Here is a 21978-nt window from a genome sequence, read left to right on the forward strand (position 1 = left end):
TCTCACCACCATTTCAGGCCAAACAGGTTCTCCTGTTCCGGCTGCTGTTCCTCGGCCAGCCGGATGGATTTTTCCACCGCCTGTTCCAGAACCTCGGTGTCAAAGCCCGCGCTTTCATAGCCTTCCAGGATGGTGTTCAGGTAGTGATCCGAGGGCGCGCCGAAGGGATGCCCGTCGTTCATGATATACGCCATGGCGGAAACGATCCCGCCTTTCAGCTCCACATTGAGGATTTTCTTGCGGTAAAAGTGGGGATATCCCTCGTAGCGATCGAGAGCCTGCAGGTCTTTTTCCTTCAGCGTCCATAAAAGAACAGGCACACAGCCGCCTTTGCAGGGTTCCACCGTTGCCACCGCGCTATGGCGGCTGCCTCTGAACAGCAGCTCATAATCCTTAAGCTCGCTTGTCCCGACTACTTTGGCGGTGGGGCAGCGGCAGGCCATCTGCGTCAGGTTGAGGTTGCTGCCGTAGGCGATGTATAGGGTTTTGCTTTTCATTTTCTCTCATTCCTCCTTGCTACATGGACATGGAAAGGCCGGGTCCTTCTTCAGTCCCGGCCTGTTCCATGTCTGTTTGATCTTGTTCCTGTGACGCCTGTACGGCCCCGGCGGCCCGCGCCAGTTCCTTTTCTTTTTTCTGCCTTAGCCTTTGTTTTTGCCGTTCCGCCTGGGCGGGGTCTTTCCACGCGATGCAGCCGTCCAGATGTTCCAGGAGATGAAGCCGGGCGGTCTTGAATTCGTCGCCGATAAGGCCTAGCCGCAGAAGCCAGGTGCGGAAGGTATATTTTTCATTGGTGCTTTGGGTTTTGATGCGGCTGGCGCACCTCTGTGTCAGTGCCTGATGGCTGATGGCAAGGCAGATCTGGATGTATGCCTTGATCTTTCCGGCATGGGTGGTGCCGTTGAACAGCCTGAATTCAATCGTGCCCTTCTGGAACACGCTGTGGAGGTTCAAACAGTGGTAGCGGCTGTTGTGGTAATGCTCATGCCTACCGTCGTTACCGTTGTACCAGATCCGGCTGACCTGCTCCAGGGTTTTCGGCTTCTTGCGGTTGAGTTCCTCCAAAAAGCTCTGCTCCACCTTTTTGCAGTAGCGGCGTTCCCGTGCCACGCTCACCTGCAGCGCCTTGTAGATCAAGTCCTCCTTGCTGGCCATGATGTTGGTGATGTTGCGCAGGGTGTTGGCGTTGTGGGGCGAGGCGTCCACGTGGACATGGATGTTATGTGAAGCTTTGCATAACATCCATTATGACAAGAAGAACATTATGCTGAGTCAATGGCGGCAAGCCGCATAGCATGCGGCTTAACCGTCAAATGACTTTGCATAACATTTTCACTTACCGAGAGAACTTAGCCACTTCATCAGCTCAACGTCTTCTGACCACGATGATTGCCGACTATGCTGCGGCATAACTGTGGAAGCCGCTTTCTGCAAGGCTGCACGTTTCATTTCGGAGTCTGCCCTTGCGTAGATTTCCGTAGTTTTGACGCTGGCGTGTCCCAGCCAATCTCGAATATATACGAGATTCACCCCGGCTTGGAGCAAGTGCATGGCCTTGCTGTGCCGGAGCATATGCGGCGACACTATGGTTGGGATAATGCTTGCATCTTTCTCACGAGCGGCGGATGCGTATTTACTAAGGATATACGCGACACCGGCTCGTGTCAGTTTTTCGGCATTATGACCGACAAACAGCGGATGATCGGACTTAGCCGGAGCATCTAAACCCCAAGCAGACAAGTACTTCACGAGATGACCTGTCATTTCTGAGGAGAGCGGGCATTGCCGGGATTTTCGGCCCTTGCCAAAGAGCGTCACAACCGGCGGCGCGGCCAGACGCAAATCTTTCGGTCTTAACTCTATGAGTTCACTAACGCGCGCGCCCGTGTCATAAAGGAGACCGAGCAAGGCGAGATCGCGCATTCCGTAAACGGTTGAAGTATCCGGCATGGCCAGAATGGTTTTTACCGCGTCCACCGTCAGATAATTCACGGTTGGCTTCACTGTTCTTTTTACCGGGATGCTGAGCACTTGCTGGCACTGAAGCATCATATCCGGCTTTTCGCTCTGCAAATACCGGAAAAAGGCGTGAATTCCCGCAAGCCGGTGATTTCGTGTGGACACAGCGTTGCCCTGCACAGTTTCAAGCCATGACAGGAAGCCCTCAACAAATGATTTGTCAACATCCGCGAGGGTTAGACGTTCCGGACAAATGCCTCGCTGCGTATCCGCAAAGCGCAGCAGGAGCTTAAACGTATCCCTGTACGCGCGGACAGTGTTTTCGCTGGCATTGCATTGTCCGGGAAGATAAGCGGATAAATATTTCGTCAGCGCGTAAGCGAAATCCGAAGGTTTCATTGTGCCACCTCCAAATCCGCCGCCGGCAGCATGTTGCCGTAAACGCACTGAAGCTGTCCGAGGATTTCGGGGTGAACCGCCGCAGTCATGCGAAGATATTTCTCGGTCGCGGAAATATTCTCGTGTCCCAAATACATGGACAGCGCCGGAAGCGCACAATACAAATCCATGCCGTCCCCGGCCATTTTTCGCAGGCTGTGAACGGCGAACGTGTGCCGGAGATCGTGTACGCGCGGCCCCTTGCCCCGCCCATGGTGCGATATACCTGCTTCAAAGAGGAACCGGCGAAACCATGGATAAATCGTAAACGGTTCAACGCAGCCACCGTATTTGTTCGGAAAGAAATATGCGGTATCCGGGCACAGGAGTTCCATCCGCTCAGAATACGCGCGGCATCTGTCAGCAAGGGAATCGGACATCGGCACCAGACGATCCTTTTCGTTCTTTGCGTTCAGGATGGTCAGCACACCGTCGTCCAGCGAAACATCACATTTTTTGAGATGACATGCCTCGGCGCTCCGCAGACCGCAGCCGTACAGAAGCCGGAGGATCATCGGCATCACTTCGTGGATAAACGGTGATACCGTGCAAGGCGTCATTTGGTCGGCAGCATGAAAAATCGCCTTCAATTCCTCTGCGCTGAAGATGTACGGCGCATAACTCTGGGACACCGTGTTCTTTCGAACCGGTAAAACATATGCCGCCAGCCCGCATGACGAAAGAAACAGTGCGAACTGACGGATTGCAGAACAACGGAGATGCTGGCTTTTGGCTGCTTCCCCGGCTCGTTTTTCAATCCACTGTTCCGTTAATTCTTTTGTCAGCGTAGGTTCGGTAATTTTCTGTTCCACGCAAAAAACATCAAACCGCCGAAGCTGATGTTCTTCTGCGCCGTAGCGGTATCCTAATGCTCGCTTTTGCGAGATGAACGCCTCAATATGCGCCGCAAACGGGCTTTGTAAGGAAGTTTTGCATGGTTTCATCACTCGCTCACCTCCAACGCGCAGCTCCGCAGTTGCTCTACAGCAATTTTAAGATATCTGGCGGTGGTATTCGTCTCGCTGTGACCAAGGGCTTCCGACACAACCGGCAGCGGCGTTCCATTTGCCAGCATGCTGCTCGCCAGGCTGTGGCGGAACACATGCATTCCGTGCCTTTTGCCCGGAGGCACATAGATGTTGGCTGCTTTAAAGTACTTGGAAATAATGCTATTAAGATTGTTGTTTTTCCCGAATGCATCATATGGGGCGATGTGGCGCACAAATATGACTTTGCTGTCGGTTATGGGACGTCCGTTTTTCACATAGTCAATGAGCGCCCATCCAAGCTCATGGGAAAGCGGAAGGACAATCTCGTTGCCGGTTTTGCTTTGAATAAAACGGATTTCAGCCTCATCCCAGCGAATATTTTCAAAGCGCAGTTCGCGGATGTCGCCGACACGCAATCCAAGCCGGGCGGCAAGCAACAGGATTGCGTAATCGCGTTTTCCCTGCGGGTTTTCCCTGTCCACGGCATCCAGAATCGCCTGAATATCTTCCGGCGAGTATGCTGATGGGATTTTGGCTCTAGCTGGGACGCGCACCGAAGGGCAGAGCAATGACAAGTCCGACGAGGCGACGCCGTCCGCAAACAGCAGGGGCAGAACAGAACGCAATACATAAAGATCAAAGGCAACAGTGGTCTTCGCCAGCGGCTCAAGCGTAAGGAAATACTCGCGCATATGAGCCGCCTCAATCGCTTCTATCCGCAGGTTCCGTGATTCCAAGAAGGATACGAATCTGCGTAGGTGTACGCTAAACTGCCGTCGTGTTCTCTCTGCTATGCGGTTTTGTGCGCAATATTTCTCCGCTGCTTCAAATATGCACTGGTATCGCCGGGGGAATATCTCCCGCTTAGTATGATTGCGACGCAATACATACCCATACCGCTGAAAATCGCAGAGCATACCGGCGGCGCGGTAATAGGTTTTTTGCGTTCTGGTAAGCGAGTTCCCATCGCTGATGCCGTAATGTTCGCGCAAAAACTGCGTCATCCACTCGGCGTCAGCAGTTACGATTCCTTTCTCATCGGCGTAACAGGCAAGCTGTCGCCAGACGTGCCGATAGTGCCGTAGGGTGTCAACGGTGTAATTTTGTGTCACCAGATACGATTCAAGTCTGTTGACAAGTGCTTGAACCGGTGATTGATTCGGGGTTGGTTGATTCATTTCGATACCTCCACAAAAATATTTCCCTTGATTGGGATGATATGAGTGTGGAATATTATGCGAAGAAAATCAATCAACCGTGAGAGTTAGAGCGTGCCATACTGCTGAAAATGCAGAATAACTTAGCATAACGTTCTTCTTGCCATAATGGATGCCGCAGCTTGCGTTGGCGATGGCTCCGGCTGTGCGGAGCTGGCGGACGATTTCCTGTATGGTTTCGATATCCTCATACCTGCAGATGGGGCTGACCAGTTCCACGCTGTAGGTGCTGTCGGCAGGAACAATCCGCCGCCCTTCTTTTTTCTCTGTAGTGATGCTGCCGTCGCTCATGACCTTCCACCGGCGGCTTTGGCCGTCCAGGACGGAATAGATGCCATAATAGCCCCCGTCATTGGAAACCGGCGTGCCGAAGTATTCCGCCAGGACCTGGGCGGCGCGCAGGCGGGACAGTCCTGTCAATTCGATTTCGATGCCGAAGCGCTGTTCTTTCATCTCCAAAATCCTTCACCCCCTCGCTACGGCATTCGCATCCCGCCCATGCTTTTTTTGATCTCTATATTTCTCATCATCTGCCGCCCGCCTTTCCAAAGAGCCTTGCCTTGTGTTCCGGCGCGGTCACCATGAGGTTGTACCGCTCGTTGCCGCATTTGTAGAGGCACACGCCGCGCTGCGGATAGCGGATCAGGTTGTACTCGCTCTGCTCCAATTGAAGGTTTTCGATATAGAATTTGGCGTCGATGTTGCCCGCGTTGAACAGGAACTGGTGCGTAGGTATGGAGAACAGGGGCTTGGTGTATTCGCGGATGCCTTCGATGTCGAAGTCCTCAAGATTCTGCGAGGCGAGAATGACGGCGCTGTCCTTCTTTCTCACACGCTTCATGAAATTCCGGATGTACTCTATCGCCGTCAGGTTTGTGAGGAATAAATACAGCTCGTCGATGGAGGCGGCCGTGTTTCCGGCAGTCAGCAGCTCGTTGCTCATAAAGGACAGCACGTTGAACAGCAGGGCGTTGCGGATGTTCTTCGACGCCTGCAGCAGCCCCTTGACGCCGAAGGTCACGAAGCTGCCGCCAGTGATATTGGTGTGCCCGTTGAAAAAATTGGACTCCGCGCCCTTGCACAGGGAGTGGAGTCCAAGGCAGATTTCCCGCAGCGTGTCGGCGGTGTAGAGCTGGCGGCGGCTCTCGTCGAAGGCTTTGTACTCGGCCTCCACCAGCTCGTACAGGTCGGACAGGATGGGGTAATCCGCGGGCTTCAGCCGGTCGAAATTGCTCCGGTCGGTGATGCCCCATTTGTCGTAGAGCTTGCCCAGCATGATCTCAATGGTGTCGATCTGCCGGTCGTCAAAGTCCTTGTAGCAGCGGAAAAAGTCTTTGAGAAAGCTGATGTGCTGGCTGAGTTTGGATGTCTGCCGGAACGCCTGGGGTGCACCGGTGTCCCCGGGGTCGCCGGATATATCCCATGTTTTCGGCTCCAGCACATTGATGATGTATTCGCCGGACATGAGGTCTATGAAGCAGCCGCCGAGGTTTACCGTCAGTTCCTCGTATTCCATCTCAGGGTCTAAAGCCAGCACATGCATGCCGGACTCCCGCAGATTGGTGAGGATAAGTTTCAATAGATAGCTTTTGCCCTGGCCGGAATTGCCCAGGATCAGGATGTTGGCGTTGGTCTTGTCATCGGCCCGCTTGTTGAAATCCACAAGGATGTTGCTGCCGAATTTGTCCCTGCCGAGGTAAAACCCGCGCTCGTCGGTTTTGCCGCTGTAGTTGAAGGGATAGAGGTTGGCCACTGACGACGCAGGCAGCACACGCTCAAACTGGTCGCCGAACACGTTCCAGCCGGAAGGCATTGCGCAAATAAATCCCTGCTTCTGGCGGAGCAGGAGCCGGTCCACATTGAGCTTGTTCCGTATGAGCTCTGTCAGCACCTCGGTCTGCAGCAGCTTGAGCTGGTCGGGGTCGTGGGCGGACAGTTCGATATATACGGCGGCGTGGAGCAGCGGCTCCTTGTTCCGGTGCATGGAAGCCACGATATTGGCCACGTCCTGCAGGTTGCTCTCGGCGGCGACGGTCTGCTGCAGGTCGTTGGTGCTGCTTCGCTTCATGCGGTTTTTATTGGCGGCGTTTGATATGATTTTTCTTTCCTCCACCGGTGTGACATGGCGGGTATAGATGCGCAGGGTGACGCCATCCTTCTCGCCCAGGTGCCGGAGGATGGCCTGTTCCTCCGTGGCGGTCGGATACTCCCGAAGCGCCCACACGCAGCGGTAGGTATTGCCGCAAATGAAGTGGTCGGTATAGAATTTGACGACCGACGGCGCGATCATGTCAAGGAATTCCTGCACGCGTATGTCATCCTGCCGCGCTGCGGCGGGAGAACGGACTTTTTTGGGCATATGGTATCATCTCCTTAATGAGCGGAAAATTTAATTTTTTCCGGATTTGAACAGAAAAAAAGCCGCTTGCTCTATTTCCACAACAAAGCAAACGGCTTATATATGATGATAATATAAAAGAGCATCAGCCGGTAAAGCTAATGCTCTCTATGCAATAATGACCCTATATTTTTTAGTCTTTATCCCATGAAAATTTGAGTGATGCTGTTCTCTGTCAGAGGCTTGGTTATCTTGATGAACAATTCATTCATTTTGGTATAATCGCATGAGAAGGATGCCACGCTTGCTTCAATCATTTGCTTGTCGGTCACCTCGGAAAAGTCTACGCTATAGCCTGCATTTTCGGCCAAATACTCGATAAAGAGCCTCTGCGCCCTGCCGTTTCCTTCTCTGAATGGATGAAGGACATTGATTTCACCAAGATAATACGCAAGACGGATGGGAATTTCATCTGCGGAGGCATCTTTCAAGTAATTTTCTTTTTTCAGCTTAGCGAAGAGCTGATCGGCGTTTTGTTCGATGAACTCATAGTTGCAAAACATATTTCCTTTTGCGATGTTCACCCATCTGATTTCGCCCGCCCATTCGTAGATATCGCCAAATATATACTTGTGAATCTGTCGTAAATGGAGCAGATCAAAATTGCCTTTTATAACATTTACTTTGGCATTGGCAATTCTCAAGGAAGTTATTTCTCTTTCGGCTATCTGGAGCTTTTCAGCATCCCTGATGCCCAGCTTGTTGATAAGAACATTGGAATGAGGGTAGCAATATCTTTGATCCCACTCATAACTGTATTCATAGTTGCTGCTCATGGCTATAGCTCCTGGCAGCCGTGTGCTTTTTAACGAGCTCAGCTATGGTTTTTTCAACCAGTTTATCATTCCCGGCACACCGTCTGATTCTATCTTTATCATCCTTCGTAAGCGGCATGCCTTCCATTGACATTGAGCCGTTTACCTCATCTATCAGTTTTTCCAGATCTCTCATATGAACACCACCTTACCTTTATATTATACAATATTTTCACTATTAATTCAAACAACACCGGGATATCCTGGACCTTGCTGCACTGCGGTTTATGCATGTTTTTTGTTCATCAGTCTCCGAAAATGATCCACCGCTCTCCGTCAAAATCTTCAAACCGCTCGGTGGTCACGTTTTGCTCGAAATAGACCGCCAGCAGCCGCTTGATATCCTCTTTGCCGGCCCGCTTGACAGAGAAGCCCTGCTCCCGCAGGGTTTTCTCAATGCGGTTTAAGTAGGGGAACACCTCGCTCTCTTTTTCATCGCGCAGCCGGATGATGATGAGAAATTCCCTCGCGGTCGCCATCTGCACCTGGATGCGGTCGAGGAAGGTCAGGTCCGCTTCCAGCAGCTTGCGGACGGCCGGATTGTCCTCCTGTTCCGCGCGGCTTTTCAGGAACCGCTTGTTGTCCTCAAAGTTCTCACGGGAATTCAGGCAGCACATCTCAATCTCCGCCATGCCTTTCAGCACGGTCATCAAGGCGTAGATCCGCGCCGAGACGCTGGCTTCGGACAATACGGAAATGTTGCTGGGCTTGATGATAAAATATACCAGCTCGCCGTGGCCGTAGGTCTGCAGGCTGTAGTCGGTGATGGCTCTGGTGTTGATGAGCTGCCGCGTGGCCTGCCTTTGCTTCTGCTCTTTTTTTTCTTTTCTGCTCATTTGCCCACCCGCTTTCCGTCCGGTTCCCAATGGTCGCCGGATTGCAGCCGCCATTCGTAGAACTGCTGCCCGGTCAGGAAAAAGGCGCAGGCATAGCGGATAAAGTCAAGGATGCTGGTGTCGTCAAATCGAATGGTCAAAAAGGCGTAGAGAGCCGTCGCCACGATGGGAAGCAAAAAACCAAGCTGCGCCAGTGCGAAAACAGAGATAAGGCAACCGATACCGATCACGCCGATGTCCCGGAGCTGCCACAGCCACAGCACCGCCTTGGATTTCAAATTGTCGGGGTAAATATACACTTTTCAGCCCTCCTTATAATTTCATACTCATGCTGGGAGCGGGCGCGTCCTCCGGCTCCTGTTCCATTGGCCTGGGATAATAGGAAACGTTGACCGTCCCGATATTCTTCATAAGCGCTTCGGCCTTGCCCGCCGCTTCCTCATAAGTGTCAAAAGTCATGGGCTTTCCGTCCGACTTGAGCCAGGCTTCCGCCGCGCCGCAGACGGAGGCCGCGCTTCTTTTCGCCCATATTCCGTATTTTTTCATATCCTTCACTCCCGTCATTTCAATTTCGCCGATGTGTTTAATCGGGACGCCGAGCCTTTCGGCCTCCGCGATCTCACGCCGCATGCCCTCGGATATCCGGCCGCCGAAGACCCACAGTTCGGAGCATAAGGCAAGGAGCTGCAGCCCCATTTTGATCCCCAGCTCCCGTTCTTCCGGATTCGCTTCGCAGAGAAATCTCGGCATCAGCAAATGGGGAGCCAGAGGGATAACGCCGTGTTCCGCGGCGTAGCGGCAGTATTTTATTGCCATCCGGGTGTTGTATTCGATATCTCCGGCATAGGGCGAGGCAATATAGACCAGCTTCTTATCCGTCATTTCGCCGCCACCGCCCTTACCACCGTCCTTGTCATGTTGAACGCTGTTTGGGCGGCGTACACGGTGCTCATCAGATTGCCCCTGGTGGAGGTGTCCAGCCCGAATTGCCCCGCGATCCTTGGCACCTCCGAGGCCGCCAGCATCAGGCCGAGGCCTAAAAGCATGCTGCTGTTGAACACCATGAGCCCCGCGATGAGAATGGTGGACTGCAAAAACGCGGTGAGGCACAAGCCCACCACCTGCTTGCACCAGCTTATGAAGCCGTCAATGTAGCCGCGGGGAACGCTGAACATGTACAGGCTCCCCACGGCGATCTGGATCAGCAGAATGCCGCCGCGTTTCAGATTGGCAAAGAACACCTTGATCACCGCGTAGCCCATGAGGATGACGCAGAATAGCCCCATGATGGGGTTGAATCCGAAGCCGCCGACATTGGCGAGGGCGGCAAGCGTCATGGCGCTGATCCCGCCGTTGGCAAGACCGGTGATGCCCGATGTAAAGCTGCCCTGCAGGGTTATCGCCAGCTTGTATAACTCCACCGGGACAACGGTAAACAGTCCGACCGCCATAAATCCCTTAAAGGCGTTAAGAGCTGCGTCTTTGACGCTGCCGCGTCCGGACTGGTATTCAATGGCGCACTCGAAGGCGGAGACCACCAGCCCCGTCACATAAAGCGCCCACGCGAGATAAGAGAAGAACAGCACGACAGCCTGCACCCAGCTCATCTCAAACAACTCGGCGCCCATGTTGCCCATCATGGAGAAAAACTCACCGAGAAATCCAACAATCTGCGCATATATCCAGTCCATGATCTGTCCCAGCACAAGGTCGGCGGCAAAATCCCATATAAACATTGGGCGTGTCACTCCTTTCCCGAAAAGCGGAGAGCCTGCTTTTACACAGGCTCCCGCGCATCATTTTACAGTTGTCACATGCCAAGGATGCTCCAGATGTATAAGGGGGCCGTTAACATAAACACAAGGGTTGCGAACAGGATCGCCGGCGCCGCCCATTCAAACTGCCCGTGTTTGCGGTAGTCGAAGTACGCCATCCCCAGTTTGGCGAAGAAAAACACGGCCAGGATCAGGTCGATGGCGGGGAACACCACCTTGTTGACCACGGTTTTGATCTGCGCGGACGCGTCTTTCCACGTCCCTTCAATCGCCCCTGCCACATCGCCGGTGGGATCGGCATAGGCGGTCACGCAGAATATGCCTGTCAGGACAAGGATAAGGCAAAAGACAAGCAGAAGCTTCTTGGTTTTTTTCATGGTTTTTCCACCTTTCATCCTTTATTGCTGAAAAAGAAAAAACCGCAAAGCTGTTTTTGCCCTGCGGTCCATTCTTTTTCTGATGGTATTTTTAAGGCTTGACCGGCGCAATGTTATCCGAGAACTCGGATAACCTTGCTAAACTGAGATAAATGTTTATCCGAGTAAAACGATGACAAACGGCTGAATAAAAGCTGCTGTCATAAAATTTTACTCGGATAATAATTAACTATCTACCTCTATGCTGTTTGCTTAAAAATGGCAGCATACCGACCGTTGGGTGGTCGGCATACTGATTCTGCAACTCTAAGTCATTCAAAGCCTGCCCCCTTTCCCTTAAATATTTGTTCGCCAGTTCTGGCGTAACATTGGCGTAGATTGTCGTAGTCATAATTGATGTGTGACCTAAAAAAGCCTTAATGACTACGAGCGATTCCCCACATTCAAGCATATGGACTGCGATGGAATGTCTAAAAGAATGTGGAGTATATGTCTTCCTCTTAAAAAGTTGAGGATACGCCTTCTTTGATTTGATGACATATTTTTTAACAATCTCCTCAACACAAGAGATAGACATTTTTTCGTTGGTTTGACTTGAAAAAATATGCTTTAATCTGTCTTTAGGGCTGGAAGAATCTAAATTTCTGCTTTCAAGGTAGTTTTTCAGCATTACGGCGCAGTTTTGTGGTATTGTTACCAAACGCGCCTTGTTACCTTTACCGACAAGCCGGATATTTGTTTCCTTCCCCAAGTAAATATCATTAAGCGTCAAATCGCATAATTCTTGCGCGCGCGCACCGCTAGCATAAAGCAAACTAAGTAGCATTACGTCCCTTTTTCCAATAGCGCGTCCAGTATCCGGCATATTTAGAATAATGGCAATTTCTTCTTTGGTAAAATATTTTATGTCCGTGTTCTTATGCGTGTTTTTCGGCGGTATTTCGGCGACGCTTGAATGGAATTGCAGCGCTTCGCCTAAGTTTTTCTTCAGTGCGAATTTAGAGAACGATGAAATAGCTGTACGCCTTAGATTGCGCGTTGCGGGAGAACAGCCGCGGTTGACTTCAAGCCATGTCAAATATTTTGAAATTATTTCAGAGGAAAGGCTCTTAAATGTTATTTTTTCGGGAGGCAGTCCTTTTTCCTCAAGCAAAAAATCATATAACAGTTGAAAGGCATACTGATATGAAGTGATTGTATTTTGACTGTACCCTTTAACATCCGGTAAATACGACATGAAATAATCGGTTAGTACCGTTAGAAGCGTATTAGTTTTCATCAAAGCTCACCTCCGGGAACAAATTTCCTATTGCAGCGTTTACCCTTTGGTGTGACTGCTCATAAACCGTATGGTTGGAACGCAAATACGCTTCGGTTTCTTTTGCGCTGTCATGTCCAAGATAGGCCGCTAAAAATGGGGCAGTATCCTCGAACCGCCTTCCCTCGTTATCTGATTTCAAGAATGACTTTAGTGTAAAACAGTGCCTTAAACAATGAGGACAAGGCCCGCGTTTTCGGTTATTTAGCTTTGCGTAATTAACGTCTGCGACTTTAAGCACCCTTGTGAACCATTCGTAAAATGTATTATTTTTAAAGGGCTTACCCGGATGAAGGTCGCTTTCAAAAAGATATTCGCGGCAAATACCGTCGCTATGCGTCATCTTTTTGTAATCTTTCAGAAAATTAGTCAGGGAATCGTCCATAGGAACAAATCTTTGCTTTAAGTTTTTGGCTTCTCTGATTGTAAGAACACCGTTTTCGAGGTCAGCATCTGTCCAGCACAATGAGCGTCCCTCTCCCAAACGCAGTCCGCAGCCGTATAGTATGCGAAGAAGAACCGGAAATACCAACACCGAGCGCGTCAATGAGTTCCGTGCCTCAAAGTTATCAGCGGCCGATACTATACGTTTAATCTCTGCATCAGAAAACACATACGGGACGTATTCCTGCTGCATTTTTGGCAACTCAGGGCAGCTTGCTTCGATTTTTAATGAAGCAAGATATTTGACAAAGCCTTTGACATGGGACAGATTCTTGATTTTAGTTTTCATGCTGACATCCCGTGTTTTTAGCCATGCGGATATGGTGTTTGCGTCCAAAACCTTGCTTGTGAACCCATTCGTCACCAAGTATTTATCCAAATCAGTCAAGGAACTCTGGATTTGAAAGATATACTTCCCTGCACTATGAAGCAACGTTAAATGTTGGACCATCTCGGAGGAAAACGCGCTCTTAAATATATATATCATTGGATTTTCCTCCTAACCGCGTTTCCATATATGCGGCATGTTTCCCTGTTGCCGGAGGGATTTCAATCGCACATGAACGCAAAGACTCAATATCAAATTTCACATAGTGCTTGATAGAAACAGGATCATCGTGTCCAAGTATTTTTCTGACCACATCATATGGTACTTTTTCAGCAACTAATTCGCTTGCCAGCGTCATCCGCAATGAATGGGCACCGCTTTTACGCTCACCTATGATAATTCCCGCACTTTCAATGTGGGTGTGTATGTGCGCCCATATTAAACTTGGAGTTAAGGGTCTATAAGGAGCGAGGAGCGACAAGAAAATATTAGGCGAATCACAGTCAGGTCTTGCAGTTGAAAGGTATGATAATAGTGATTTCTCGATTTCAGGCAAAAGTACTAAACGCTGAGGCAGCTGCGTTTTTTCTTGGATAAAGCAGATTTCTTTGTTCGTAAAATTTACATCCGAAATTTTCAGGTTTACAATGTCTCCAGTTCGTAACCCAAGTCGCAATGCCAACATAACGATAGCGTAATTGCGTTTGCCCGTTTTAGTGCTTGTGTCAATAGCTTTCAATAGCTGCGTAATTTCGGATTTCGTATAAATTGATGGTACAGGGCTGGAGTACCTGACTGAAGGGACAAGAACAGAATAATCGTCATGGAGAACTCTATTCTTAAAAAGAAAACGGAGAAATTGCCGTAATGTTGAATAAAAGCTGTTTTTGCGATGAATTCCATTAAATATATTGTATATGTTCGCAGGTACGATATGGGCAATGTTTTTTACTCCGCTCGCATCAAATTCCTTTAACACTTTCAAAATATTAAGTCGATGATCTTCAACTGTTCTTTCCCGATAACTGCGCAATCTCAAGTCTTCCAAGTATTCTGCGAATACTCCCTCAAATTGTATAGGACATTTCCTAACTACACGCGGACTTCGCAAAGCTAAATCTCTGCCGCTCATAAAAGCATCAAAGCGATACAACATCCCCTTTAGCGTTCTAACTGTATTTTCAGTATATCTCCTTGATTCTGACACAGTTGATAAGAACTGATCCGCAATTTCATTTGAATAATTCCTGTAATGATTTTCAAGCAGAAACCGTTCAAATTGGTTTACGATCCATCTATAGTTTTGAACGGTATTTTCGCTATATCCCAACCCGAGGAGGTGATTTAAGAATGATTCCAGTTCCTCATTAAGATAGCTTTCTTTTACGAGCATTGTTTTGGCATGCATACAAATCCTCCATTTTCCATTTTAACTTTTTCAATAAGTTAATTGTTGCCACTCTTGGATTTGTATAATCTTATCCGAGTAGAACTATATGATACTGGCTCTGTTTAGCCATTTATCGTTATTCTACTCGGATAAACATTTATCTAAGTTTAGCGATATGCCAGTCGCTCCAGAGGTTCCCGCTGATGGTCACCGAGTCGGCGAGGTTCATGCTGAGCATCCCCTGGGGCGTCCAGCAGTCCATCAGGTAGGTGTAGGGGGTATAGCTTCCGTCCGGCATCCAGATGGGCGTGAAGTGGGTGCGCCGGTTATAGGTTGAATATCTGTTCCTGGCAAACTCAAACTGGGTGCCGAGGCCGCCACCGGTCCTCTCCAGCAGGCGCCAGTAGGACTGATACCGGAATTCGGGGAAATAGGTGACGGCGGTCTGCGCGGCCGTCACCGCCGAGGATTGGTTGGTGCTGACATTTGCAGTGACGGTCTGGTTGATCCCATACCCGCTTTTCATGGTTTTGCCCGAAGCAGTAGGATTTTTTGCATCCGGAACGACGCTCATGGAGGCCGAAAGGCTTGCGGTGTAAGTGTTCCAGTCGAACTCCCACCAGCCGTGATCACACCAGTACCCCGAATCCTCGTCGGTGGAGTGCCACACCCAATACGCGTGCCACCAGGGACGCCAGACGCCCCATGTGGCGGAGGTTTTCTGCGGGTTGTTCGGAACGGCCGGTTGGGTATAGGAGTCGTTGCGGTCGTTGGCGACGGGGTTTGGCGGCTCATGTCCCGACAGGTCCACAATATTGGCGGTGATGGTACCCTGGCTCGCCCTGCCCCTGCCTGTGACGGACACATGGATGGTCATGGTCTGCGGCGTGGAGGGTGTCGTCCAGCGCACCCACACAAGCTGGCTGTCGCCTTCGGGATAATATATATTATTCACCGTGTAGGTTTGGCCGCCGATGGTAAAGCGCGCCGTCACAGGATGGTCGGGATCGGCCTGGCCTCCGCTGACCGTAACCGAGGTGATGACCTGTGTGTTGACACGGTAGGTGTAGTCATAACCGCTCACCTGGGGAGGCTCCGCCTCGCTGAACCGTATGATGCCAAGGCCAAGGGAGGACTTTATATCCGCATTGGAAGCTTTTGATGTGGTGCTTCCCGACCACGCAGGATAGCCAAGATCAGGCGTTTCCAGAAACATGGCAAGTGGTAGATTTTGGTGTGAAAGAGAAGCCATTTTGCTTCTTAAACCGCCGCCGAGCTGCTCGTCATAAAGGGCAGCTTCTGTTGCAGTCACAGCAATCCTTACGCCTTGAAAGGTCATATATGCAACTGGCTCTAACAGTATTTTGTAGTCACCGTTGATAAGGGTGTCGTAATTGAAACCGGTAACATCGGCAATCCGCATCAGTGTATATTCCGAACAGAAATATCTTTTTATATCATCAATGTTGGCATTACCGCTGCCGGAGCTGATAATTCTCGGAACCGCTTGCGCCGGATTGACATAGGTATACTGCTGCATGCTGGGCGTCAGGGAAAAACCATTTGTGTAGGATATTTTGCTCACCTTTCCGAAGTGCGCCTGTATGTTGTCGGGATGCTTGTTGGTAAAATCAACGGGAATGGTAACCACCGCGTGATCACTGGCTCTGACCACCGTGATCCGCACTCCCTCGTCGCCGGGATTCCAGAAGTTTTCGCTGGTGCCGCTGCCCATGCTGCCGCTTCCATTGTCTATGTTTCCTTCGCCCTCGGCATAGGCGGTTAGGGGAAGCAGGGCGGTCAGCAGCAGGACCAGCACAATAAAAATGCTGAGTGTACGTTTCATAGAGACCTCCTTGAACATCAAAAAACGCGGCATTTCTGCCGCGTTCCCTGGAATGTTTTATTCTATTGTCGGGGGCTAATCCATCGTTCCAACCTGTTTGTTGATATCACCGTCACCGTCTACTTTTGTGCCTGAGCCGCCTGTTTCAGTTACCCAGCCGAAGCCGGGGAGATAAACCTTGCCGTCTTTTCTCTCGCCGCCCTTTGGTTCACCGGTTTGCGTGGCATCCGGTTTCTGCACATTGTTGTGGTCCGTAGCTTGCACATTGTCAACCTTTTCCCCGCTCGGTTTTCGGGTCGGGTCGGTCTTCTGGCTTTCCGTCGGCTCCGGCGGTTTGGTGACTTCCGGCTGCAGGTTTTGCACCGGCTGGTCGGTCTGAGGCGCCGTGTTATCGGCTGGCGCCGCAGTCGGCTCGCTGGCCGGGACGACCACTTCTTTTTCTCCCGCCTTGCCGCCTATATCCGCGCTTGGGTTGACCTCGACCGTGGCGATGGACGCCGGAGCGTTCCCGCCGTCCGGCGGCGTTTCCGTTTTAAATTGAGAGGATATCGCTATAACCAGCGCCACGCATACAATGCCAAGCCCGGCGATGGTCAGACGTTTCTTTGTCTTGTCCTGTATATTCCTCATAAGAATTGCCTCCTTGTCGGTTTTTCGATAGCTCTTTATAGTCCACACCCTACCACAGAAGTTTCGGGAAGTCTATCGTATTTGCGAAAAAGTCAAAATACAGACATATATTTTGCCCGCACCCGGAGATTGATCCCCATGGGCGGCAGTATCTTGCCTCCGAAGGATACCGGAACCTCCAGCCGGATCGCCGCGTCGGCCAGGAAGCCCTGCACGCCGGCGGGATCGGAGGGAGCCAGCGGCGCGTTCCGGATGTCCACCGACAGGCCGGAGAGCTTGTATTCCACACTCTCGCCCGCATACTTCACATGGTACCCGCCGCTTTTTTGCAGGCCCAGAGTTTTGTCAAGATACGCGTAAATATCGCCGTAGTCGACGCTGTCCTCCCAGGAGGCGCCCACTAGCTGGTAGCCCCCGGCGTAGCCCTCCCGCACGCCGTGATAGATGTCGTCATAGTTGTCGTTCACTGTCGAAACAACAGCGGACTGCACCGCGTCCCGAACACCCTGCGCAATCATCATCAGCCGCATGTATTCGGATACGCCGCACAAAATCATCGCCAGAACCAGGGCCACGGCGACAATCAGGGGGAATGACGATCCCTTTTTATTCCTTATTATACCATATATTTCCCTTATTTTCACTTCCAGTACACCTCGCTTTTCCCCGTGGCTTTTGCCGTCAGCGTAATGGGAAAGGAGCCGAAACCGCCAAAGAGGCCGATATCTCTCCGCAGGGTAACGGTCACCGTGAATTCCTGGTTGAGCTGGATTTTGCCTGTCTTTGACCAGGTGACGACGGGATCAAGTCCTGTTTTTTCCCGCAGCACCTGCTCCCGCAGGCTGGTTTCACTGCCCACCCGGCCTGCGATCTCCGCCTCCCGGCACAGCTCCGCGGCAAAGGTGTCCAGCTGGCTTTTGGCAATGTAGACAGGAAGCACCTTGACGGCCAGGGCAACGACCAGCATGGTGCAGAGCACCAGCACAGCCACATCGATGTATCCTTCCCCGCGGCTATCGCGCAGCTTTGTTAACACATCCGCACCCCCTGCTCCTGTCCGGGTTCGAGTTTTTCCCGAAACAGCTCCTTTATTTTCTCAATCCTTTTCATTGCGTTCTCCTTTCCTGGTATAGATTTAAAGCCCACCTTCAGAACATGGCGTTCAGAGACTTTACGATCTCATAGGCGATGACCGCCAGATAGGTGAACAGAAAGCACATCAGCATGATGAAAGAGAACACCCGGATTTTGGACGGTATCTTCTGCGCCTGGCCCTTGAGCCGCTGCAGCTCCAGGGCCTTGAAGTCATGGGCCAGCATTTGGAAATAGACGGCGCTGTCGTCCCCCCGCAGGACGCCGATCAGTCCCCTGACTACGTCCGAGAGCATGGGGGAATTGAGCCTTGCCTCGAACCGGGTGAGGGCCGCCTCGTAGGAGGAGGAGCGCATGTCCGCCGTCACAATGTCCAGCTCGCGGGCGAAGGCCTCCCCTGCGTTTTTCTTGTAGTTCTCCATCATCGCCAGCACGTCGCGGCTGCTTTTCAGCGTCTGTTCGACGGTGGCCACAAACCTCGGCAGTTCCCTTTCGATCCGCTCCCGCTTTTCCCGCAGCTGCTCGTCCGCTTTTCGGGTTTCCTTGAAGTAGACCAGCACCGCCAGGAACACCAGCGCCGGCGAGAGCGGCGGAAGCAGGAGCAGGCAGGGAATGGCGCTAAGAAGGATCATCCCCGCCTTGACCATGGCGTATGCGGCGTAGACCTCCGGCGTTACGCCGATGCCCGCCGCCTTGAGAATGTTATTCATGCGGTTCTTTTTGTACTCATCCATGGGGATGTGTTTCGAGAGCCTGACCGCAAGGGACATGAGCCACGTTTCCATGGTTTTTGCGGCCTTTTTGTCCCGCCTGCCGGTGCTGAGCATGGCCCTGGCCGCGCCGAGGGTGGGCAGCTTCAGCGCGTCGGCCAGGATCAAAAACAGCCCCGCCGCGAGCAGGGCTGCGAATAAAAACAGTAATGTCGGCATATTTCGCTACCTCCTGTACTCAATGGGCTTGGTCAGCCGGATGACGATGGCCGCGCTGATGAAAACGGCCGCCGCACAGACCGCCAGGACGAGCTGCCCCACGGCGGTGTGCATCAGCGTGTCATACCAGCCTTTATTGAGGAAATACATCACGGGGACGTTGCCCATCACCAGGATCACCATGATGATGAATTCCTTGCGCGGTTCAAACACCAGGTATTCCAGCTCGGCGTTGACAATCCGCATGTCCGACAGCTTGCCGACGATGGGCGTCAGGGTGGTCTTGAGGCTCCGGTCGTACTGGCAGGCGGCGATGGCGTCGCACCATTCGTGGAACACCTCGTTTTCGATCCGGGGCTTCATTGCTTTGAGCGCCGCGTTCACATCGGGGTTGATGAGCTTGATTTGAGTGAGGAATTGGGCGAACACGCCGCGCACCGGCGGGTTCAGGTAGTGAATGTTTTCCTCCACCGCCGTCAGGATGTCCTCATTGCGCAGATAGGCCGTGGTGATGATGCTCAAAGCCGTTTCCAGCTCCGCCGCGATGTTTTTCCTGTAGTGGGCCGCCGTCAGCCTGACATACCAGAAGGGTAAAAACATCAGGCCCAGCGCCAGGACGGGGATGAGGAACACGTTTTGCAGAAGGATGGCGATACTTGCGCCGGCGGCGAACAACAAAAGCGAAGACGCACAGATCAGCGGGAAGCGGCCGCTTCGTCCGGTGAGGGCGAGGATATCCTGGGCCTCCAGGATTTCCCGGCGCAGGAAGGACGGTTTTTTACGCTTAACGGCCTCATTGATCTCATCCCGGATACCCCTGGAGCGCCTGGTTAGAAAGGCGAACAGGCCGCCGGTGAATTCGGCGGGCGACAGCCCAAGCAGAATAAAGGCGCCAGCAATCAGGCCGACGCAGGCCATGAGTTGAAGCGTGATCATCCGGCCAGACCTCCTTTCGTGATTTGCGCCAGCACCTCCTGGGGCATGCCGTTTTCCAGGAAGCGCTTTTGCAGGCTTGTGGAAATGCCCATAACCTGCCGGTGCTGTCCCTTAATGATGAATTTGCCGTCCTCCACGCGGTTTTCCGCAATCTGGAACTGGAACAGGGTACGGAAGTTCCGCTGTCCGTCGGGCAGGATTTCGCATTCCATGATCTCCATCATCCGGCGCTTTTTATCCTCAAGCTGCTTGGTAAACACCACGATGGGAAACGCCTCGGTGACAAGGGACATGAGGGTGTCGTCCGCCATGTCGTATTTGCGCTTGCAGAGGGTGACCATCCTGCGCCAGGTGGCTTCGCAGCTGTTGGAGTGGATGGTGGTCAGCACGGTGTGGCCGGTTCTGGCCGCCTCCTGGGCGGCGTAGGCTTCCGACGAGCGCATCTCGCCCACGCAGATGACTTCGGGATTAAAGCGCAGCGCCATGTCCAGCAGCATGTCCTGGTCGATGTTCTGCTTCTCGTTTTCGCTGCTGCGGGTCAGGGTATGGATGACGCTGTTTACTATCTTGCCGTCTCTTTTCCGTACCAGCGCCAGCTCGCGGGAGCCGTTTTCTATGGTAAAGATGCGCTTGCTGTCCGGTATGGTGGTCAAAAGCCAGCCTGCCACGGTGGTCTTTCCAGAGGAAGTAGCGCCGGCCACGCACACCGAAATGCCATAGCGCAGGCACTCTGCGAGGAAGTCCAGCATCTCGGCCGTCGCTGTGCCGCCGTTGATAAAATCCTCTTTTTTGAGACTTTGCGGATTGACAATCCGGATGGAAGCGCAAACACCCACGTCCTCGTCCACCAGGGGCGTTTTCAGCACGGCGATGCGAATGTTCTTGGAAAGATGCCCCAAGATGGCGGGGCTAGCGTTGTCCAGCACCATGCCCGACACGTGGAGCATTCTCCGGATCACGTTGACGGCGTGTTCGGGGGACTCAAAGTGTTCGTCCAATTTGACCGTGGAGCCGTTGCCGTACTGGACCTCGATGTCGTTCCAGGCGTTGATGTCGATTTCCTCGATGCCCGTGCCGAAGATGTATTTGGTGAGGAAGGAAAACTCGGCCATCTCGGTATAGAGGGCGTCCACAAGCTGCTCCTCGGTCATGCCGCTTACGGCGATGCGCCCATCCTGGATGTATTTGGCGATGTACCGCTTGACATTGGTTTTGACTTCGTCCCCGCCGCCGTCAATAATGAGGGTGGAATACTTCGAAGAGATGTACTCCTGCACCTCGCGCAAAACACTTCCAAAATCCCTGGAGCTGTCGTCGGGCGCAAAGAACAAATTGCGGCTGCCGGCCAAGTTCACGGGCCGGACAATTTGCGGCGCTTCCGCCAGGGGAGCGCCCGGATTCTTTATTTGCGGGTTTTCACGGCCTTTTTGCCGGTGCTTTTTGCTCATACGCCGAACACCTCCCTGCTGATTTTTTCAATCTCTTTGCGGAAACCGCGGCTTTCCTTGAGCGTCAGGTCCCGGAACAGATCCCCGGCCATGGCCTGGCTCTCCAGCTCGCCGGAGTGGGGTATTTTGAACGCCACGTTGCCCAGCACCTGCTCGATGTGTTCGCTGGCCTCATGGGGCTTTACGTTGCTGGCCACCCTGTACTGCTTGTCGGCGTCCCATTTGTTGTCCCGCAAAAGGGGAAGCTGGCTCGACAGGTAGCTGACGGATTTCAGGTCGCAGTTCACCAGCCGCAGCACCGAGTCTGCTTCCATCAAGGCAACGGCGGAGAGGATATCTGTTGCGATGGCGCTGCCGCAGTCAATGATGACATAGGGCGCGATATTCCGCAGATGGTCGATCAGCTCTGTTGCCAATTCGGCACTATAGGGAGGATAGGTGAACACATTCTCCCCCTTGAGCATGCCGATCAGGAGCAGATGGCGATACCGTTTGTGGGTGACGCAGTTCTGTTTGACGAGGGTGTCCGTCACATGGGCAGCCGCCAGGATGCTGCCCAGGGACTTCTCGCATTCCAGGTCGGAGGGCGGGCAGACGCAGGGCAGCATGGGGGCGGTCATATCGCACAGGAGCAGCGCCACATTGCGCTTTTTGTCCGCCAGGTGCTTGGCCAGCTTGACGCTGACGGTTGTTTTCCCCGATCCGGGGCTGCCCCACACGGCCAGCACCTGCGTATCCTTTTCCACCGCCGGACCCTCCGGCTGGTTGCCGGTGTCTCTGGAAAAAAGACTTCCTTTCATAAAGTTGAGCATG

General features: G+C 52.4%; 23 protein-coding genes and 2 pseudogenes. All 25 read right to left on the reverse strand.

Translation table 11 applies throughout. The features are described from left to right. Window positions 1-2: 2 nt before the first annotated feature. Entirely contained in the window at window positions 3-497 is a 495-nt protein-coding gene (locus HM1_RS00790) for a gamma-glutamylcyclotransferase family protein (protein ID WP_012281341.1), read from the reverse strand. 19 nt (window positions 498-516) lie between these two features. Further along, window positions 517-1227 (reverse strand): annotated as a pseudogene (locus HM1_RS00795) (amidoligase family protein); the annotation flags it as partial. A 105-nt stretch (window positions 1228-1332) separates the two neighbouring features. After that, window positions 1333-2358, reverse strand: coding sequence for a site-specific integrase (locus HM1_RS00800; RefSeq protein ID WP_012281343.1), 1026 nt, complete (start codon window positions 2356-2358; stop codon window positions 1333-1335). Further along, a complete protein-coding gene (locus tag HM1_RS00805) occupies window positions 2355-3341 on the reverse strand; it encodes a tyrosine-type recombinase/integrase (RefSeq protein ID WP_012281344.1) in 987 nt (328 codons plus the stop codon). Before HM1_RS00805 ends, HM1_RS00800 begins: the two co-directional genes overlap by 4 nt. Next, the gene (locus HM1_RS00810; protein WP_012281345.1) at window positions 3341-4564 is read right to left on the reverse strand and encodes a site-specific integrase; all 1224 of its coding nucleotides are present in this window, start codon (window positions 4562-4564) and stop codon (window positions 3341-3343) included. Before HM1_RS00810 ends, HM1_RS00805 begins: the two co-directional genes overlap by 1 nt. 147 nt (window positions 4565-4711) lie before the next feature. Then, window positions 4712-5062 (reverse strand): annotated as a pseudogene (locus tag HM1_RS00815) (amidoligase family protein); the annotation flags it as partial. Window positions 5063-5129: 67 nt separating this feature from the next. After that, window positions 5130-6962, reverse strand: coding sequence for a VirB4 family type IV secretion system protein (locus tag HM1_RS00820; RefSeq protein ID WP_012281348.1), 1833 nt, complete (start codon window positions 6960-6962; stop codon window positions 5130-5132). Between the two features lie 179 nt (window positions 6963-7141). After that, window positions 7142-7777 carry a Fic/DOC family protein gene (locus HM1_RS00825; RefSeq protein WP_012281349.1) on the reverse strand — a complete coding sequence of 212 codons (636 nt, stop codon included), beginning with the start codon at window positions 7775-7777 and terminating at the stop codon, window positions 7142-7144. Continuing rightward, on the reverse strand, window positions 7761-7952 hold the full coding sequence (locus HM1_RS00830; protein ID WP_015049870.1) for a hypothetical protein: 192 nt from the start codon (window positions 7950-7952) through the stop codon (window positions 7761-7763). Before HM1_RS00830 ends, HM1_RS00825 begins: the two co-directional genes overlap by 17 nt. A 109-nt stretch (window positions 7953-8061) precedes the next feature. Beyond that, entirely contained in the window at window positions 8062-8652 is a 591-nt protein-coding gene (locus HM1_RS00835) for a hypothetical protein (protein WP_012281351.1), read from the reverse strand. Further along, window positions 8649-8951 carry a hypothetical protein gene (locus HM1_RS00840; protein ID WP_012281352.1) on the reverse strand — a complete coding sequence of 101 codons (303 nt, stop codon included), beginning with the start codon at window positions 8949-8951 and terminating at the stop codon, window positions 8649-8651. The genes HM1_RS00835 and HM1_RS00840 overlap by 4 nt, the downstream gene beginning before the upstream one ends. Window positions 8952-8964: 13 nt before the next feature. Further along, entirely contained in the window at window positions 8965-9534 is a 570-nt protein-coding gene (locus tag HM1_RS00845; protein ID WP_012281353.1) for a DUF7768 domain-containing protein, read from the reverse strand. Next, entirely contained in the window at window positions 9531-10388 is an 858-nt protein-coding gene (locus HM1_RS00850) for a conjugal transfer protein TrbL family protein (protein WP_015049869.1), read from the reverse strand. The genes HM1_RS00845 and HM1_RS00850 overlap by 4 nt, the downstream gene beginning before the upstream one ends. Before the next feature lie 74 nt (window positions 10389-10462). Then, window positions 10463-10804 (reverse strand): DUF3852 domain-containing protein, encoded by a 342-nt coding sequence (locus tag HM1_RS00855; protein ID WP_012281355.1) that lies wholly within the window; start codon window positions 10802-10804, stop codon window positions 10463-10465. A 229-nt stretch (window positions 10805-11033) separates the two neighbouring features. Then, the gene (locus tag HM1_RS00860; RefSeq protein WP_012281356.1) at window positions 11034-12083 is read right to left on the reverse strand and encodes a tyrosine-type recombinase/integrase; all 1050 of its coding nucleotides are present in this window, start codon (window positions 12081-12083) and stop codon (window positions 11034-11036) included. Beyond that, window positions 12073-13053: a tyrosine-type recombinase/integrase gene (locus HM1_RS00865; protein WP_012281357.1), complete on the reverse strand. Its 981-nt coding sequence runs from the start codon at window positions 13051-13053 to the stop codon at window positions 12073-12075. Before HM1_RS00865 ends, HM1_RS00860 begins: the two co-directional genes overlap by 11 nt. Further along, window positions 13037-14302, reverse strand: a complete 1266-nt coding sequence (locus HM1_RS14980; protein WP_012281358.1) for a tyrosine-type recombinase/integrase — start codon at window positions 14300-14302, stop codon at window positions 13037-13039. Before HM1_RS14980 ends, HM1_RS00865 begins: the two co-directional genes overlap by 17 nt. A 139-nt stretch (window positions 14303-14441) precedes the next feature. Then, window positions 14442-16130 carry a DUF8193 domain-containing protein gene (locus HM1_RS00870; RefSeq protein WP_012281359.1) on the reverse strand — a complete coding sequence of 563 codons (1689 nt, stop codon included), beginning with the start codon at window positions 16128-16130 and terminating at the stop codon, window positions 14442-14444. A gap of 75 nt (window positions 16131-16205) precedes the next feature. Next, window positions 16206-16760, reverse strand: coding sequence for a DUF6550 family protein (locus HM1_RS00875; RefSeq protein ID WP_012281360.1), 555 nt, complete (start codon window positions 16758-16760; stop codon window positions 16206-16208). Between the two features lie 92 nt (window positions 16761-16852). Then, window positions 16853-17404: a hypothetical protein gene (locus HM1_RS00880; protein WP_012281361.1), complete on the reverse strand. Its 552-nt coding sequence runs from the start codon at window positions 17402-17404 to the stop codon at window positions 16853-16855. Continuing rightward, window positions 17401-17796 carry a DUF4320 family protein gene (locus HM1_RS00885; protein ID WP_012281362.1) on the reverse strand — a complete coding sequence of 132 codons (396 nt, stop codon included), beginning with the start codon at window positions 17794-17796 and terminating at the stop codon, window positions 17401-17403. Before HM1_RS00885 ends, HM1_RS00880 begins: the two co-directional genes overlap by 4 nt. A gap of 112 nt (window positions 17797-17908) precedes the next feature. After that, on the reverse strand, window positions 17909-18781 hold the full coding sequence (locus HM1_RS00890; protein ID WP_012281364.1) for a hypothetical protein: 873 nt from the start codon (window positions 18779-18781) through the stop codon (window positions 17909-17911). Between the two features lie 6 nt (window positions 18782-18787). Beyond that, complete coding sequence (locus tag HM1_RS00895; protein ID WP_012281365.1) at window positions 18788-19717, reverse strand: type II secretion system F family protein; 930 nt, start codon at window positions 19715-19717, stop codon at window positions 18788-18790. Further along, window positions 19714-21165 (reverse strand): type II/IV secretion system ATPase subunit, encoded by a 1452-nt coding sequence (locus HM1_RS00900; RefSeq protein ID WP_012281366.1) that lies wholly within the window; start codon window positions 21163-21165, stop codon window positions 19714-19716. Before HM1_RS00900 ends, HM1_RS00895 begins: the two co-directional genes overlap by 4 nt. Continuing rightward, a complete protein-coding gene (locus HM1_RS00905) occupies window positions 21162-21977 on the reverse strand; it encodes an AAA family ATPase (protein ID WP_012281367.1) in 816 nt (271 codons plus the stop codon). Before HM1_RS00905 ends, HM1_RS00900 begins: the two co-directional genes overlap by 4 nt. Between the last annotated feature and the right edge of the window lies 1 nt (window position 21978).

This window comes from Heliomicrobium modesticaldum Ice1, from assembly GCF_000019165.1.
In the GTDB taxonomy this organism is placed as follows: Bacteria; Bacillota; Desulfitobacteriia; order Heliobacteriales; family Heliobacteriaceae; genus Heliomicrobium; species Heliomicrobium modesticaldum.